This window comes from Sphingopyxis sp. GW247-27LB, assembly GCF_002277025.1.
Classification (GTDB): Bacteria; Pseudomonadota; Alphaproteobacteria; order Sphingomonadales; family Sphingomonadaceae; genus Sphingopyxis.
The window spans coordinates 150,388-165,834 of the sequence record NZ_NIWD01000002.1; the positions used below are offsets into that span (position 1 = coordinate 150,388).

General features: G+C 66.7%; 17 protein-coding genes. 11 read left to right on the plus strand and 6 right to left on the minus strand.

Annotated elements, in window-relative coordinates; translation table 11 throughout:
- The first annotated feature begins 164 nt into the window (after positions 1 to 164).
- Entirely contained in the window at positions 165 to 686 is a 522-nt protein-coding gene (locus CD928_RS00810) for an FKBP-type peptidyl-prolyl cis-trans isomerase (protein ID WP_095383602.1), read from the plus strand.
- 33 nt (positions 687 to 719) lie between these two features.
- On the opposite strand, the gene CD928_RS00815 is transcribed toward CD928_RS00810, so the two are convergent.
- From CD928_RS00815 to pyrE, 5 genes are all read right to left on the minus strand, one after another.
- Positions 720 to 1,811 carry an AI-2E family transporter gene (locus CD928_RS00815; RefSeq protein WP_095383605.1) on the minus strand — a complete coding sequence of 364 codons (1,092 nt, stop codon included), beginning with the start codon at positions 1,809 to 1,811 and terminating at the stop codon, positions 720 to 722.
- Positions 1,812 to 1,815: 4 nt separating this feature from the next.
- Positions 1,816 to 2,667: a signal peptidase I gene (gene lepB, locus CD928_RS00820; protein WP_095383608.1), complete on the minus strand. Its 852-nt coding sequence runs from the start codon at positions 2,665 to 2,667 to the stop codon at positions 1,816 to 1,818.
- Complete coding sequence (acpS, locus tag CD928_RS00825) at positions 2,667 to 3,071, minus strand: holo-ACP synthase (RefSeq protein ID WP_095383611.1); 405 nt, start codon at positions 3,069 to 3,071, stop codon at positions 2,667 to 2,669. The genes lepB and acpS overlap by 1 nt, the downstream gene beginning before the upstream one ends.
- 121 nt (positions 3,072 to 3,192) lie before the next feature.
- Positions 3,193 to 3,942, minus strand: a complete 750-nt coding sequence (locus CD928_RS00830) for a pyridoxine 5'-phosphate synthase (protein WP_095383614.1) — start codon at positions 3,940 to 3,942, stop codon at positions 3,193 to 3,195.
- A complete protein-coding gene (gene pyrE, locus CD928_RS00835) occupies positions 3,939 to 4,523 on the minus strand; it encodes an orotate phosphoribosyltransferase (protein ID WP_095383617.1) in 585 nt (194 codons plus the stop codon). The genes CD928_RS00830 and pyrE overlap by 4 nt, the downstream gene beginning before the upstream one ends.
- 229 nt (positions 4,524 to 4,752) lie before the next feature.
- Here pyrE and coxB point away from each other — a divergent pair, with 229 nt between their 5' ends.
- The 10 genes from coxB to CD928_RS00880 all read left to right on the plus strand — a co-directional run bounded on the left by coxB (position 4,753) and on the right by CD928_RS00880 (position 13,615).
- A complete protein-coding gene (gene coxB / locus CD928_RS00840) occupies positions 4,753 to 5,844 on the plus strand; it encodes a cytochrome c oxidase subunit II (protein ID WP_095383619.1) in 1,092 nt (363 codons plus the stop codon).
- Positions 5,845 to 5,862: 18 nt separating this feature from the next.
- Positions 5,863 to 7,530, plus strand: coding sequence for a cytochrome c oxidase subunit I (gene ctaD / locus CD928_RS00845; protein WP_095383622.1), 1,668 nt, complete (start codon positions 5,863 to 5,865; stop codon positions 7,528 to 7,530).
- A gap of 58 nt (positions 7,531 to 7,588) precedes the next feature.
- Positions 7,589 to 8,500, plus strand: coding sequence for a heme o synthase (locus CD928_RS00850; protein WP_095383625.1), 912 nt, complete (start codon positions 7,589 to 7,591; stop codon positions 8,498 to 8,500).
- Positions 8,497 to 8,640 carry a hypothetical protein gene (locus CD928_RS23240; protein WP_176473389.1) on the plus strand — a complete coding sequence of 48 codons (144 nt, stop codon included), beginning with the start codon at positions 8,497 to 8,499 and terminating at the stop codon, positions 8,638 to 8,640. The genes CD928_RS00850 and CD928_RS23240 overlap by 4 nt, the downstream gene beginning before the upstream one ends.
- Positions 8,640 to 9,206 carry a cytochrome c oxidase assembly protein gene (locus CD928_RS00855; protein ID WP_095383628.1) on the plus strand — a complete coding sequence of 189 codons (567 nt, stop codon included), beginning with the start codon at positions 8,640 to 8,642 and terminating at the stop codon, positions 9,204 to 9,206. The genes CD928_RS23240 and CD928_RS00855 overlap by 1 nt, the downstream gene beginning before the upstream one ends.
- 78 nt (positions 9,207 to 9,284) lie before the next feature.
- Positions 9,285 to 10,160: a cytochrome c oxidase subunit 3 gene (locus CD928_RS00860; RefSeq protein ID WP_095383631.1), complete on the plus strand. Its 876-nt coding sequence runs from the start codon at positions 9,285 to 9,287 to the stop codon at positions 10,158 to 10,160.
- A 1-nt stretch (position 10,161) separates the two neighbouring features.
- A complete protein-coding gene (locus tag CD928_RS00865) occupies positions 10,162 to 10,560 on the plus strand; it encodes a DUF983 domain-containing protein (RefSeq protein WP_255246994.1) in 399 nt (132 codons plus the stop codon).
- Complete coding sequence (locus tag CD928_RS00870; protein WP_255246995.1) at positions 10,553 to 11,194, plus strand: SURF1 family protein; 642 nt, start codon at positions 10,553 to 10,555, stop codon at positions 11,192 to 11,194. Before CD928_RS00865 ends, CD928_RS00870 begins: the two co-directional genes overlap by 8 nt.
- Before the next feature lie 140 nt (positions 11,195 to 11,334).
- Positions 11,335 to 12,732, plus strand: coding sequence for a threonine synthase (thrC, locus tag CD928_RS00875; RefSeq protein WP_095383637.1), 1,398 nt, complete (start codon positions 11,335 to 11,337; stop codon positions 12,730 to 12,732).
- Positions 12,725 to 13,615 (plus strand): class I SAM-dependent methyltransferase, encoded by an 891-nt coding sequence (locus CD928_RS00880; protein ID WP_176473390.1) that lies wholly within the window; start codon positions 12,725 to 12,727, stop codon positions 13,613 to 13,615. The genes thrC and CD928_RS00880 overlap by 8 nt, the downstream gene beginning before the upstream one ends.
- A gap of 126 nt (positions 13,616 to 13,741) precedes the next feature.
- On the opposite strand, the gene CD928_RS00885 is transcribed toward CD928_RS00880, so the two are convergent.
- Positions 13,742 to 15,430 carry a sulfatase-like hydrolase/transferase gene (locus CD928_RS00885; RefSeq protein ID WP_176473391.1) on the minus strand — a complete coding sequence of 563 codons (1,689 nt, stop codon included), beginning with the start codon at positions 15,428 to 15,430 and terminating at the stop codon, positions 13,742 to 13,744.
- Between the last annotated feature and the right edge of the window lie 17 nt (positions 15,431 to 15,447).

Genomic DNA, 15,447 nt, shown 5'->3' on the forward strand with positions numbered 1-15,447 from the left:
CAAGCACGCTTCCGCGGGCCGGCGGTCCCATGCGCTTACAAGGGGACATGCTGGTCTGTCGATCCCCGCGGGCCTCGCGATTGCCACTGGACCGCCCGCGCCCCCTCCGCCTATAGGCGGGCCCGACATTCGCGCCCGCGGGCGCCAGCGAAGGATCAGCGACGATGAGTGTGACGACGGTTCCATTGCGCCCGGTGGGCAAGGGCGGGCTGTGGCTGCTGTGGATCGGCCTGGCGGTGCTGGTCGCGGCGGCGGTTGCCTTCGCGGTCCATAGCACCCCGCGCATCGGCTTCGAGGTCGTCAAGGAGGGCACGGGCGCGAGCCCGACCAAGGCCGACATCGTGCTGGTGAAATATGAAGGTAAGCTCGACGACGGCACGGTCTTCGACGCCAACGAACAGGCGCCGATGCAGGTGTCGCAAGTCGTTCCCGGCTTTTCCGAAGCACTGACCCGGATGAAAAAGGGCGGTGAGTACAAGATCACCATCCCGCCGCAGCTCGGCTACGGCGACCGCGCCGTGGGGCCGATCCCCGCGGGCAGCACGCTGCATTTCGACGTGACGCTGATCGACTTCCGCTCCGAAGCCGAGGTGCGCGCGATGCAGCAGATGATGCAGCAGCAGCAAATGATGCAGGGCGGCCCCGGTGGACCCGGCGGCCCTCCGCCGGGCATGCCGCAGCAGTAACCGATCGTCGTCCCGGCGAAAGCTGGGATGACGTTATTTTGCTACCTTGCCCTGCGCCCCGGCGTTGCGTTCGGCCTCGCGCTCCAGCGCGACCTTGATCATCGCGACGATCGGGTCGGCGAGGAACAGCCCCATGATGCCGAGCAGCGCGCCGAACAAGATCTGCGCGGCGAGAACAAGCGCGGGGGCGAGGTCGACCGTTTGCTTTGCGACCATCGGGACGATCAGATAGCCGTCGACCGTCTGGACGACGAAATAGATGATGATCGCGTAAAGGCCGGTGTCGGTCCCCGCCGAGAAGCCCACGAGGACGAGCAGCACGCCCGAGACGATCGCCCCGATGTTGGGAATGAAGGCGAGCAGGCCGGTCAAGAGGCCCATCAGTGCCGCCATCGGAATGCCGACCGCGAGGCAGGCGAGCCAGGTGCCGACGCCCTCGACGAGCATGCCGAGCAGCCGCCCCGCCATCAGCCGCCGCAAGGTAAAGCCCATGCGCGCGGTGGTGATGTAGAAATTCTCGCGCGATTTCATCGGCAGCATCCACGCGACGCCGCGCTCGTAGAGGCGCGGCTCGATCGCGAGGAAGATGCCGAGCACCAGGATCATGACGAGGCTGGTCAGCGCGCCGAGCACGGTGCCGACGGCGGCGGTCACGCGCCCGACCGTGCCGGCGAGATTGTCGGTGATCGTCTTGGTGTCGAGCTGGAGATTGCCCATGCCATGATCGCTGGCCCACGCCGCGATGCGTTCGACCTGTCCCATCACCACCTTTTGCAGGGTCGCGGCCTGATCGGCGATCTGCGAACCCGCGAACAGGATCGTCCAGGTCAGGAAGGCGACGAGCGACAGGCAGACGATCAGCAGGCGCCAGCCGCGCGCGATCGGCAGCACCCGGCCGAGCAGGCGGGTGCCGCCGTCGAGCATCGACGCCATGACGATGCCCGCGAAGATCAGCAGGATCGGCTGGATCAGGATGATGCACGCGCCGATCAGCAGCGCGAGGCCGAACCAGACGCCCGCCCTCAACAGTTCGGTGCGGACGAGCTGGCTGCGGATCTCGGTGGGGCCGGGGGCCTCGGCGCTCGCCTTGGCTTGCGCCGCGGCGCGCTCTTTCCTCTCCGCCATCGCGTCACTCCCTGTTGCCGCTGCTCTCACGCTCGGGCCTGAGATCGGTTCCGGCGCGGCCCGATCGCAGCCCCTCGAACCAGCTCAGCGGATTATACCATTCGGTGGTGCCGTCGGTCGAAAAGCTGATGATCTCGGCGCGCCCGGCGATCGCGTCGAAGGGGACGGGTCCGCCCAGCCCCTTGCGGTCGACCGAGACTCGGCTGTCGGCGCTGCCGTCGCGGTTGTCGCCCATCAGGAACAGATGGTTCGCGGGCACCTTGACCGGCCCGTAATCGTCGGTCGCATAGCCGGGTCCCATGTCGATCGTGTCGAAGGTCGCGCCGCCGGGCAGCGTCTCGCGCACGATCGGCAGTTCGAGCACCTCGCGTCCCTTCGCGTCGCGGGTGACGAAGCGGAACAGGCTGCTGTCGGGGCCGGGCAGATTGGGATCGGCGGGGATCGTCAGCATCGGCTGAACCTCGCGCCTGATCGGCTTGCCGTTGATGATCAGCGCGCCGCCCTTGAGCTCGATCGTGTCGCCGGGCAGGCCGATGACGCGCTTGATATAGTCGATGCGGGTTACCGGATGTTCGAGCACGACGATATCGCCGCGCTGCGGCAGCGCTCCGAACAACCGGCCCTCGACCTTGGGCGCGAGGTGGAAACTCACCGAGGCATAGGACCAGCCATAGGGATATTTGCTGACGATCAGCCGGTCGCCGTTGCGCAGGGTCGGCATCATCGAATCCGACGGGATATAGAAGGGTTTGGCGACGCAGCTGTGGATGCCGAGCACGAGCAGCAATATCACCACGATATCGCGGATCAGCTTGCCCCAGCTTCCCTCGTCGTCGGCCTTCTTCTTCTTCGCCATTATTCGTCCTTGATCGCTTCGATGATGACGAAGGCCTGCGCCCAGGGGTGGTCGTCGGTCAATGTCAGGTGGATATGCGCGCGATGCCCCGCCGGGACCATCTGCGCGAGCCGGTCTGCTGCGCCGCCGGTGAGCGCAAGCGTCGGCGCCCCCGAAGGCGCGTTGACGACCCCGATGTCCTTCATGAACACGCCGCGCTTGAAGCCGGTCCCGACCGCCTTGGAGAAGGCCTCCTTGGCGGCGAAGCGCTTGGCATAGGTGCCCGCGCGCGTGAAGGGCCGCCGCGCCGCCTTGGCGCGCTCGACCTCGGTGAAGACGCGATTTTCGAAACGCTCGCCGAAACGGTCGAGCGACGCCTGGATGCGCTCGATATTGCAGAGGTCGGAGCCGAGACCGATGATCATGCCATCAACCCAATGCCGTCATTGCGAGCGAAGCGAAGCAATCTCCAGCTATCGGCCGCGAGCTGGGCCGATAGCTGGAGATTGCCGCGTCGCCTTCGGCTCCTCGCAATGACGAAATTCTTCACCCTCGCGCCTCGTCCATCAACCCGCGCATCCGGCGCACCGCGTCTTCGAGTCCGGTAAATATCGCCTCGCCGATCAGATAATGGCCGATGTTCAGCTCGGCGAGCTGCGGGATCGCGGCGACCGGCACGACATTGTCATAGGTCAGCCCGTGGCCCGCGTGCGGTTCGATGCCGTTTTTCCACGCGAGCGCGGCGGCGTCGGCGAGGCGGCGGAGCTCGGCGGCGCGTTCCTCGCCCTCGCAATGGGCGTAGCGGCCGGTGTGGAATTCGACCACCGGCGCCTTCAGCCGCATCGCCGCCTCGATCTGGCGCGGGTCGGGCTCGATGAACAGGCTGACGCGGATGCCGGCGTCGGACAGGCGCGACACGATGGGCGCGAGGTGGTTGTGCTGGCCCGCGGCGTCGAGCCCGCCTTCGGTCGTGCGCTCCTCGCGCTTCTCGGGAACGATGCAGGCGGCGTGCGGCGCGTGGCGCAGCGCGATGGCGAGCATCTCGTCGGTCGCCGCCATTTCGAGGTTCAGCGGCAGGTCGGTCGCGGCCTGGATGCGCGCGAGGTCGTCGTCGCGGATGTGGCGCCGGTCCTCGCGCAGGTGCGCGGTGATGCCGTCGCCGCCGACCGCCGCGACGATCTCGGCGGCGCGCACCGGGTCGGGATGGTCGCCGCCGCGCGCGTTGCGGATCGTCGCGACATGGTCGATGTTGACGCCGAGCCGCAGCCGCGCGCCGGAGGGGAGGGGGGCGCTCATGCCGCCGCCCGACTCCCCGGCTTGACCGCGGGCGACGCCGCGAGATGCTCGGGAAGCTCGTCCTCGGCGTAGGTCGGGAAGTTGATCGCGACGAGCGGATAGAAGGGCACGCCCAGATCGACGCTGCCCGCCGAGCGGTCGACGAGCGCCGCCTCGGCGACCACCTCGCCGCCAGCGGCGCGCACCGCCTCCATCGCCTCGCGCGACGAGAGGCCGGTGGTGACGACATCCTCGACCATCAGCACTTTCGCGCCCCGGTCGATCGCGAAGCCGCGGCGCAGCTCGAAGGTGCCGGTGGGGCGTTCGACGAAGATCGCGGGCTTGCCGAGGGCGCGGCCCATTTCGTGCCCGATGATCACACCGCCCATCGCCGGCGAGACCACGAGATCGATCGCCTGCTTGAGCTCGCGCGGCAGCTTCGCGGCGAGCGCGGAGGCGAGGCGGCCGGCGCGGTCGGTGTCCATCAGCACGCGCGCGCACTGCAGATAATATTCGCTGTGGCGGCCCGAGGAGAGGAGGAAGTGTCCGTGCAGCAGGGCGTCGGCGGCGCGGAACTCGGCCAGGATTTCGTCGTCGGTCATCGGGAGATCGGTCTTTTTCCTATCGTCGCCCGCGCGGGCGACCGGGTTTTGGCGGCGCGGATTTGCCAGCCGCAAAATAGTGTTAGAGATGCTTGAGGCAAGCGGCAAGCGGGTCTATAGCGCCCGCGAGATTCAGCCTGTCCTTCGGCCGTCGCGACCCGTGTCCGGCGGCCGGTTCGGATAGGCTGGAGGATCGAGAACACAACAGGCAACGGGCGGCACTATCCTTATGAAGAGCTTGAAAACCCTTGGTATTGCGGCAGCCTTGTCGCTTGGAGCGATGGGCGCTGGGCATGCGCAGGCCCCGGCGGCGGCGCCCGCCGCGGCCCCGGCTGCGACCACGATGGCGACTCCGGCGCCGGCCGCCCCCGATGCGGCCGCGACGATGCCGGCTCCGGCCACGACGACCGCCGCCGTGCCCGCCGGCGACGCGACCTATGTGCCGATGAAGCCGACCCCCGGCGTTGGCCAGCCGGTCGACGGCGGCATCAATTTCCAGCCGCAGGTCAGCCCGGTCGGCGAGACGGCTTATACGTTCAATCACTATATCCTTCTGCCGGTGATCACGGTCATCTCGCTCCTCGTCCTCGGTCTGTTGCTCTGGGTCGTCGTCCGCTACCGCGCCGCCGCGAACCCGGTGCCGTCGAAGACGACGCACAACACCTTCATCGAGGTCATCTGGACCGCGATCCCCGTCCTGATCCTCGCGGTGATCGCGGTGCCGTCGATCCGCTTGCTCGCGCAGCAGTATGAGCCGCCGAAGAAGGACGCGTTGACGATCAAGGTCACCGGCTACCAATGGTATTGGGGCTATGCCTATCCCGACCAGGGCATCGGCGAATATGTGTCGAAGATGCTGACCGAGGACCAGGCCGAGACCGCCGGCGAGCCCTATCACCTCGCCGTCGACAACCGCATGGTCGTGCCGGTCGGCAAGCAGGTGAAGCTGATCATCACCGGTGCCGACGTGATCCACAGCTTCGCGGTTCCCGCGCTGTGGACCAAGATGGACGCGGTTCCCGGCCGCGCCAACGAAACCACCTTCACCGTCGACAAGCCGGGCGTCTATTACGGCCAGTGCTCCGAACTGTGCGGCGTCGACCATGGCTATATGCCCATCGCGGTCGAGGCGCTGCCGATGGACAAGTGGAAGGCGTGGGTCCGCTCGAAGGGCGGCAATCCCGACCCGCAGGCGGCAGCGCCCGCCGCCGCCGCGCCCGCGCCGGCCGGTCCGGTGCCAGCCGCGACCGTGACCCCCGCCGCCACGACCGAACCCGCGCCGGCTGCGGCTCCCGCCGCCGCCCCGGCCGCCAAGAATTAAAGACAAGGGGTCCGACAGATGACCGATATCGCAGCGACTGCACCCGCCCACGGCCACGATCATGCGCACGACGACCATGACCACAAGCCCGGCTTCTTCGTCCGTTGGTTCATGTCGACCAACCACAAGGACATCGGCACGCTCTACCTGATCTTCGCGATCATCGCCGGCATCGTCGGCGGTGTCATGTCGGGGATGATGCGCCTCGAACTCGCCGAGCCGGGCATCCAGTATCTGCACGGCTGGGCGCAATTCTTCGACCCCGCCGCCGGCGACACGCAGGCGAAGCATTTCTGGAACGTGCTGATCACCGCGCACGGGCTGATCATGATCTTCTTCATGGTCATGCCGGCGATGATCGGCGGCTTCGGCAACTGGTTCGTGCCGCTGATGATCGGCGCGCCCGACATGGCCTTCCCGCGCATGAACAACATCAGCTACTGGCTGACCACCGTCGCGTTCGTCATGCTCGTCGCCTCGATGTTCTTCCCCGGCGGCAGCGGCCTCGGCGCGGGCACCGGCTGGACGCTTTACGCGCCGCTGTCGACCAGCGGATCGGTCGGCCCCGCGGTCGACATGGCGATCTTCTCAGTCCACCTCGCGGGCGCGGCGTCGATTCTCGGCGCGATCAACTTCATCACCACCATCTTCAACATGCGCGCGCCGGGCATGACCCTGCACAAGATGCCGCTATTCGTGTGGTCGGTGCTGGTCACCGCCTTCCTGCTGCTGCTCGCGCTGCCCGTTCTCGCCGCCGCGATCACCATGCTGCTGACCGACCGCAACTTCGGCACCACCTTCTATGATGCGACGGGCGGCGGCGATCCGGTGCTCTACCAGCATCTCTTCTGGTTCTTCGGCCACCCCGAAGTCTACATCATGATTCTGCCGGGCTTCGGCATCGTCAGCCAGGTCATCTCGACCTTCAGCCGCAAGCCGGTGTTCGGCTATCTCGGCATGGCTTATGCGATGGTCGCGATCGGCGTCGTCGGCTTCATCGTGTGGGCGCACCACATGTTCACCGTCGGCATGAGCGTGAACCTGAAGATGTACTTCACCGCCGCGACGATGGTCATCGCGGTCCCGACCGGCATCAAGATCTTCAGCTGGATCGCCACCATGTGGGGCGGCTCGCTCAGCTTCAAGACGCCGATGGTCTGGGCGCTCGGCTTCATCTTCATGTTCACGGTCGGCGGCGTGACCGGCGTCGTGCTCGCCAACGGCGGCGTCGACACCAACCTGCACGACACTTACTATGTCGTCGCGCACTTCCACTATGTGCTCTCGCTCGGCGCGGTCTTCTCGCTGTTCTCGGGCTTCTATTACTGGTTCCCGAAGATGTCGGGCCGGATGTACAGCGAGGTCCTGGGCCAGCTCCACTTCTGGATCTTCTTCATCGGCGTCAACATCCTGTTCTTCCCCCAGCACTTCCTGGGCCAGCAGGGCATGCCGCGCCGCTATCCCGACTATGCGGAAGCCTTCACCTATTGGCACCATATCTCGTCGATCGGCTATGCGATCATGGCCGTCGGCATGTTCTTCTTCTTCCTGAACCTCGTCTATGCGTTCGTCGCGGGCAAGAAGGCGGCGGACAATCCGTGGGGCGAGGGCGCGACGACGCTCGAATGGACGCTGTCGAGCCCGCCGCCGTTCCACCAGTTCAACGAACTGCCGCGTATCGCCTGATCGGTATGACCCCCTGCTACATCCGGCAGGGGGTCTGCCCATCCGGCCGGAGGATGAATTGGCGCAGAGCCTGACACACGGCGAAATGACGCTGCCCGCGGATTGGCGCGACCTGTTCGCGCTGACCAAACCGCGCGTGATGTCGCTCGTCGTCTTCACGGCGCTGTGCGGGCTGCTCGCGGCACCGGGGCATGTCCATCCGGTGCTCGGCTTCTCCTCGATCCTCGCGATCGCGCTCGGCGCGGGCGCGTCGGGGGCGCTCAACCAATGGTATGAGGCGGGGCTCGACGCGAAGATGAAGCGGACCGCGAACCGGCCGCTTCCGGCGGGCCGGCTCGACCCGCAGACCGCGCTCCATTTCGGGGTCGGGCTCGCCGCCTTTTCGGTCTTCCTGATGCTGTTCGCCGCCAATTGGCAGGCCGCGGCGCTGCTGACCGTCTCGATCCTCTTCTACGTCCTTGTCTACACCATGTGGCTCAAGCCCCGGACGCCGCAGAATATCGTGATCGGCGGCGCGGCGGGCGCCTTTCCGCCGCTGATCGGCTGGGTCGCGGCGACCGGATCGGTCGCGCCGCTGCCGGTGATGCTCTTCCTCCTCATCTTCCTGTGGACGCCGCCGCACTTCTGGGCGCTCGCGCTGTTCGTGCGCTCGGACTATGCCGCGGCGGGAATCCCGATGATGCCGGTGGTGGCGGGCGAGCGCTCGACGCGTCGCCAGATCCTCTTCTATGCGCTGATCATGGCGGCGGCGGCGATCGCGCCCTGGCCGCTCGGTTACACCGGCGCGCTCTATGGCTGGACCGCGATCCTGCTGTCTGCGCTCTTCGTGGCGCTGTCGGTGCAGGTCGGGGTGCGGCAGACGGGCGCGAGCGATGCGATGCGCCCCGAAAAGCGGCTGTTCGCCTATTCGATCGCCTATCTCTTCATCCTGTTCGGCGCCGTTGTCGCCGACCATATATGGCCGCTATGACCCAGGACCCGACCCCCGAACCCTTCGACGAAGCCGAATATCGCCGCCGCCAGCGGAGCCGCGCCAATCTGATGGCGTGGATTCTCGGCGCGCTGGCGCTGCTCTTCTTCTTCATCACCATGGCGCGGATGGTGCACTGATGAGCGGCGACGCGATCCGTTCGAGAAATCTCCGGACCGCCGGGCTGGCGGGATTGCTGGCGGCGGCGATGGTCGGGCTCGGCTTCGCCGCGGTGCCGCTCTATAATCTGTTCTGCAAGGTCACCGGCTTCGGCGGGACGACCCAGCGCTACGACCCGGTCGCCGCCGCGGAGCAGCCGAAGGTCCTCAGCGACACCATCTCGGTGCGCTTCGACGCCAACGTCTCGCCCAAGCTGCCCTGGAAATTCTATCCCGAGCATCCGACCGACACGGTGAGCATCGGCGCGCGCGACATGGCGATCTTCATCGCCCAGAATAATTCGCCGCACCCGATCACCGGCACCGCGACCTTCAACGTCACGCCCGATCAGGCGGGCAAATATTTCACCAAGATCCAGTGCTTCTGCTTCACCCAGCAAACCCTGCAGCCGGGCGAGCAGATTCGCATGCCGGTGCTCTTCTTCGTCGATCCGAAGATCAAGGACGACCTCGATGCGCGCGACATTCAGGAAATCACGCTGAGCTACACCTTCTACCCTGTGGACGAGGGCAAAAAGGCGAGCTAAGGCCGCGATCGAGAGTCTTCAAGGACCGGCGGGCGATGGGGAATCGCGATGCTGGGGCAGCTAAACGGGAATAATGACATGGCCGGTGCCAAACATCATGACTATCACCTCGTAAACCCCAGCGTCTGGCCGATGATCGGCTCGATCGCGGCGCTCGTCATGTTCTTCGGCGGCGTGATGTGGATGCACGCCGACTATTTCGGCGGCGCGGGCAAATGGGTGTTCGGTCTGGGCGTCGCGGGCGTGATCCTGACTTTCTTCCAATGGTGGGCCGACGTCATCAACGAGGCGCATGCCGGCGACCATACGCCGGTGGTGCAGCTTCACCTGCGCTACGGCATGATCCTGTTCATCGCGTCGGAAGTCATGTTCTTCGTCGGCTGGTTCTGGGCGTGGTTCGATTTCTCGCTGTTCCCGGTGCCGGTCGAGATCGTCGACGGCGCGGTGTCCTCGCTGTTCGGCCAGGATGGCGCTGCGGCGATCACCCAGTGGCCGCCGAAGGGCATCCACGTCATCGACGCCTTCTCGCTGCCGTTGCTCAACACGCTGATCCTGCTCTGCTCGGGCACCACGATCACCTGGGCGCACCACGCGCTGATCCACGGCGACCGCGAAGGGCTGAAGAAGGGGCTGTGGCTGACGATCATCCTCGGCCTGACCTTCAGCTCGATCCAGGCCTATGAATATGCCGAGGCGCCGTTCCCCTTCGGCACGATCAACTATACCTCGGCCTTCTTCATGGCGACCGGCTTCCACGGCTTCCACGTGCTCGTCGGCACGATCTTCCTGATCGTCTGCCTCGTCCGCACCTACAAGGGCCATTTCACGCCGCAGCAGCACTTCGGTTTCGAAGCCGCGGCCTGGTACTGGCACTTCGTCGACGTGGTGTGGCTGTTCCTCTTCATCATCGTCTATGTCTGGGGCGGCTGGGGCGCGCCGGTCGCTGCGCACTAAATTGCCGGACAGCGATTCCAATCCAAAGGGGCAGCCGCCGATTGCGCGCGCTGCCCTTTTTGGTCTCTGCCCCGAATGCGGCGCGCCGACCCTGTTCGACGGGCCGGTGAAGTTCCGCGCGAAGTGCGACGCCTGCGGGCTCGACTATGGCCGCTACAATGTCGGCGACGGGCCCGCGGCCTTTCTGACCCTGATCGTCGGCGCGCTGCTGATCGCGCTCGCGCTGACGCTCGACGCGCTGCTGCACCCGCCGCTGTGGGTTCATGTCATCCTGTGGATACCGCTGACCGCGCTTGCCGTGGTCTACGGCCTGCGCGTCGGCAAGGCGGCGCTCCTCGCGAGCGAGCACCAGCGCCAGGCCGCCGAAGGCCGCCGCGTGGAGGAGGAACCGCATGACTGATCCCGCCGCTCCCGCGCGCCGCTGGCCGCTGATCCCGACGCTGCTCGTGATCGCCGCCGCCGCGGTCATGGTCGCGCTCGGCGTGTGGCAGCTTCAGCGCAAGGGCGAGAAGGAGGCGCTGATCGCGCTCTACGATCGGAACCGCGCGATGTCGGCGACGGTCGCCTATCCCGAGCTGCCGCCGGTCCCCGACGCGCTGCTTTTTCGCAAGAGCAGCGTGACCTGCCTCGAACCGGTGCGCTGGGATCCGCGCAGCGGTACCGACCGTGCCGGAAAATCGGGCATCCGCATGGTCGCCGACTGCCGCACTGGCGCAGAGGGGCCCGGCGTGCTGGTCGATGTCGGTATCGCCGACGATTTCACGCCGCCGAAATGGAGTGGCGGGATCGTGGCGGGAACGATCGTGCCCGGCCCCGAGCAGCCGAGCCTGATCGCGCGGCTGACCGGCAAGGCGGCGCCCGCGCGCGCGATGCTCGTCGCCGATGCGCCAGTCGCGGGCCTGCGCGCCAGCGCGGTGCCGAACGGCGCCGACCTGCCCAACAATCATCTTGCCTATGCGGTGCAATGGTTCCTTTTTGCCCTCGCGGCGGTGGTCATCTACATATTGGCAGTTCGCCGCCGCTTGCAGCGCTGAGCCGGGGCACCTTCCATCTTCGTCATGCTGAAACAAGTTCAGCATGACGAGGGACAGGGGACGGCTTTTCGCTTTTGTCGCCTTCCACGCATCGGCGGATGTTCCCTTTGGCGCGGAATCGTTTTAGGCGCATTCCCGCCATGGATTATATCAGCACGCGCGGCTCTGCGCCGACCCTCGATTTTCGTGCCGCCACGCTCGCCGGCCTCGCCGGCGACGGCGGGCTCTATGTGCCGGCGCAATGGCCGCGGCTGAGCGCCGACGAGATTCGCGCGCTCGCGGGCCTCGATTATGTCGAAACCGCGGTGCGGATCATGGCGCCCTTCGTCGTCGGGGTGCTCTCCGAGGACGAACTGCGGCGGCTGTGCACCGCCGCTTATGGCCGTTTCGGCCACGACGCGGTGACCCCGCTCGTTCAGCTCGACCATCGCCACTGGCTGCTCGAATTGTTCCACGGGCCGACGCTGGCGTTCAAGGACGTCGCGCTGCAATTGCTCGGTCAGCTTTTCGAGACCTTCCTCGCGGGCGGCGACACCGACATCACGATCGTCGGCGCGACGTCGGGCGACACCGGATCGGCGGCGATCGAGGCGGTGGCGGGGCGCGAGCATATCCGCATCTTCATGCTCCATCCCGAAGGCCGGGTCAGCGACGTGCAGCGGCGGCAGATGACGACGGTGCTCGCGCCGAACGTCCACAATATCGCGATCGACGGCAGCTTCGACGACGCGCAGGCGATGGTGAAGCGGCTGTTCGGCGACGCGGAGGCGCGGAGCCAGGTCACGCTGTCGGCGGTGAACAGCATCAACTGGGCGCGGTTGATGGCGCAGATCGTCTATTATTTCTACGCCGCCGTCCGCCTCGGCGCGCCCGACCGCGCAATCGCGTTCAGCGTGCCGACCGGTAATTTCGGCGACATCTTCGCGGGCTATGTTGCGGCGCAGATGGGGCTGCCCGTGGCAAGGCTGGTCGTCGCGACCAACGTCAACGACATTCTCCACCGCGCGCTGACCAGCGGCGATTACAGCGCCGGCACGGTGACGCCGACCGCGACGCCGAGCATGGACATCCAGGTCAGCAGCAATTTCGAGCGGTTGCTCTTCGATCTTTCGGGCCGCGACGGCGCGGCGATCTCGGCCATGATGGGCGAGTTCGACAAAAGCCGCGCGATGACGATCCCCGCCGACATGCTGCGCGGGGCGAGCGGGCTGTTCTCCAGCGCACGGATCGACGGCGACGCGATGGCGCTCGCGCTGCGCTGGGCGCAGGAGCATGGCGGGCAGATCATCGACCCGCACAGCGCGGTCGGGCTGGCGGCCGCGCGCGATCTCGACATCGGTCCTGCCGTGCCGGTGGTGACGCTGGCGACCGCGCATCCGGCGAAGTTCCGCGATGCGGTCGAGCGCGCGACCGGCGTGCGCCCACCGCTGCCGGCGCGGCTCGGCAATCTGTTCGACCGCGAGGAGCGCTACGAGAAGCTCCCCGGCGATTATGACGCGGTGAAGGCCCATATCCTCGCCGAAGCGGCCCGTGGCTGACCTGCTTCCCTTGCGCACGCTCATCGGCGAGGCGTGGGAGGATTATGGGCTGATCGACAGCGGCGGCGGGCGCAAGCTCGAACGCTATGGCCGCTATCGCTTCATCCGCCCCGAACCCCAGGCGATGTGGGCGCCGGCGCTGCCTGCGAGCGCGTGGGACGAGGCCGACGGCGAGTTCGTCCCCGCGTCGGATGAGGATGGCGGCGGACGCTGGTATTTCCATAGGCCCGTTCCCGCCGAGGGCTGGCCGCTCGGTTGGTGCGAGACGCGCTTCACCGCCTCCTGCACGCCGTTCCGGCATCTGGGCTTCTTTCCCGACATGGCGCCGGTGTGGGACTGGCTGCGCGAATGCACCGCCGACAAGGCCGACCCGGCCTTCCTCAACCTCTTCGGCTACACCGGGGTCGGCAGCCAGGCGCTCGCCGCGACGGGGGCGACGGTCACCCATGTCGACGCGTCGAAGAAATCGGTCGCCCAGGCGCGCGACAATGCCGCGCTCGCGGGAATGGCCGAGAAGCCGATCCGCTGGATCGTCGACGATGCGGGGAAATTCACGGCGCGCGAGGTGCGGCGCGGGCGGCGCTACGACGCGATCCTGCTCGACCCCCCGAAATTCGGCCGCGGCCCCAACAATGAGCGCTGGCAGATCGAGGAGGGGCTGGCGCCGCTGCTCGCCGATTGCCGCCAGCTGCTCGACGCCGACAGCCGCGCGCTGTTCCTGACCGTCTATGCCGTGCGCATGTCGGCGCTGGCGATCGGCGAACTGCTCGCGCAGTGCTTCGCCGACCTGCCCGGCACGGTCGAATGCGGCGAACTCGCGGTGCGCGAAGAAGCGCGCGGGCTGCTCCTCCCCACCGCCATCTTCGCGCGCTGGAGCCGCTAGAGCGGCGTGACATTGAATGGAATCGTCATTGCGAGCGGAGCGAAGCAATCTCCAGCTATCGGCGAGGCGGGTCGATAGCTGGAGATTGCTTCGTCGCCTGCGGCTCCTCGCAATGACGAGTCTATTCTAAACCGGCTGGTTGTACATCTCGGTCGGCCCCGGATATTCGCGGCCGTCGTCGATACCCACCTCGCGCTTGATCAGCGCGTTCGCCATCTTGTTGAGGCGCAGGACATCCTTCCTGTGCTTCGGGTCGTTCGCGAGGTTGACGATCTCGCCCGGGTCGGCGTGGGTGTCGTAGAGCTCGAGGTCGTTCATCGCGGTCAGCGCCTTCCAGTCGGCCGGCATATTGTGGTGCGCCGGCGCGAAATAGCGCGCGAACTTGTAGCGCCCGTCGTGGACGCCGCGGTGCAGGCGCCGCTTGGTCAGATCGAAGCGTTTGGAATAGTCGGGTTCGCCCGACGGCAGCGTCGCGGTCCGGTCCTTCGTCGGCTCCCAATAATGGACGACGGCATAGTTGAAGAGATGCCCCTGCCGGTCGCGCTCGGTCGGCGCGGTCGGCGCGGTCAGCAGGCCCGACACGTCGAGGCCCGGCAGGCCGGGGAAGCGGTTCGCCTGCTCGTCGGCGGAAAGGCCCGCGAGGCTCATCAGCGTCGGCGCGATGTCGATCGCGCCCATCAGCCCCTTGGTCGTGCGCCCGCCCGCGACGTCGGGGTGGGCGATGATCATCGGGATATTCACCTCTTCGCGGTACATGGTCGCGCCCTTCTGGCGCATCCCGTGCGCGCCCGCGCGCTCGCCATGGTCGCTGGTGTAGATGATGATCGTATTGTCGATCTGCCCGCTCTCCTTGAGCGCCCAGAGCAATTGCCCGAGCCGCCGGTCGACGTCGCGCAGGCAGTTGTAATAATAGTTGATGAAGCGGTGCCAGCTTTCCTCGTCGTCGTGGCGCATGGTGCCGTAGAAGAGGTCGTTGAGCCGCACGATCGCGCGGTGCGCCTCGGGTTTGGTGCTGAGGTCGTCCTTGTAGAAGCTCTCGGGCAGGTCGAACTTGTTGTCGACCTCGTAGAGCGGGTCGCCGGGCTCGCGGCGCAGCGGCCCCAGGATGTTCGGATCGGGACGGCTTTCGGCCTGCTTGCCCGTCGCGTCATAGAACATGATGTCGTGCGGATTGACCAGCCCGACGACCTGGAACCACGGCTTCCCGCCCGCCTTGTCGCGCCGCGCATAGTCGAAGATCGCGCGCGCCGCGTCGCCCGCGACGAACATGTCGGCCTTGTAGCCGTCCCACGTCAGCCCGACTTCCTCGCCGTCGAAGCCGTAATCGTGAAAGCCGTATTTCTCCATCGCATCTTCGGTGGTCGGATAGATGCCGCCCGGAATGCGCGTCCAGTTGCGATCGTTGTTGATGCGGCTGAGGTGCCACTTGCCTTTGTAGCAGGTGTAATAGCCCGCGGCCTGCATCATGTGGCCGGGCGTCGGCATGTCCTCGGCCGCGACCGGATAGGGGGCGTTGTCGCTGTTGAGGAAAAGCCCCGTCTGCTGGGTATGGTGCCCCTGAAAGATCGTCGAGCGCGACGGCGTGCAGGGGGTGGTGTGGACGTGATAATTCTCGACCAGCAGCCCGCGTTCGAGCAGTTCGCGGTGCGCCGGCAGCTTTTCGAGCAATCCCTTGGGATAGCTCGCGATGCTCTGTTCCTGGTCGGTGACGATCATCAGGACGTTGAGCTTCTTGCCGTTCTTCGCATAGGCCGGCATCGCCAGTCCCGCCGCCGCCAGCGCGCCCATGCCGCCGACGAACGTGCGGCGATTCACATCCCAACCCATAACCC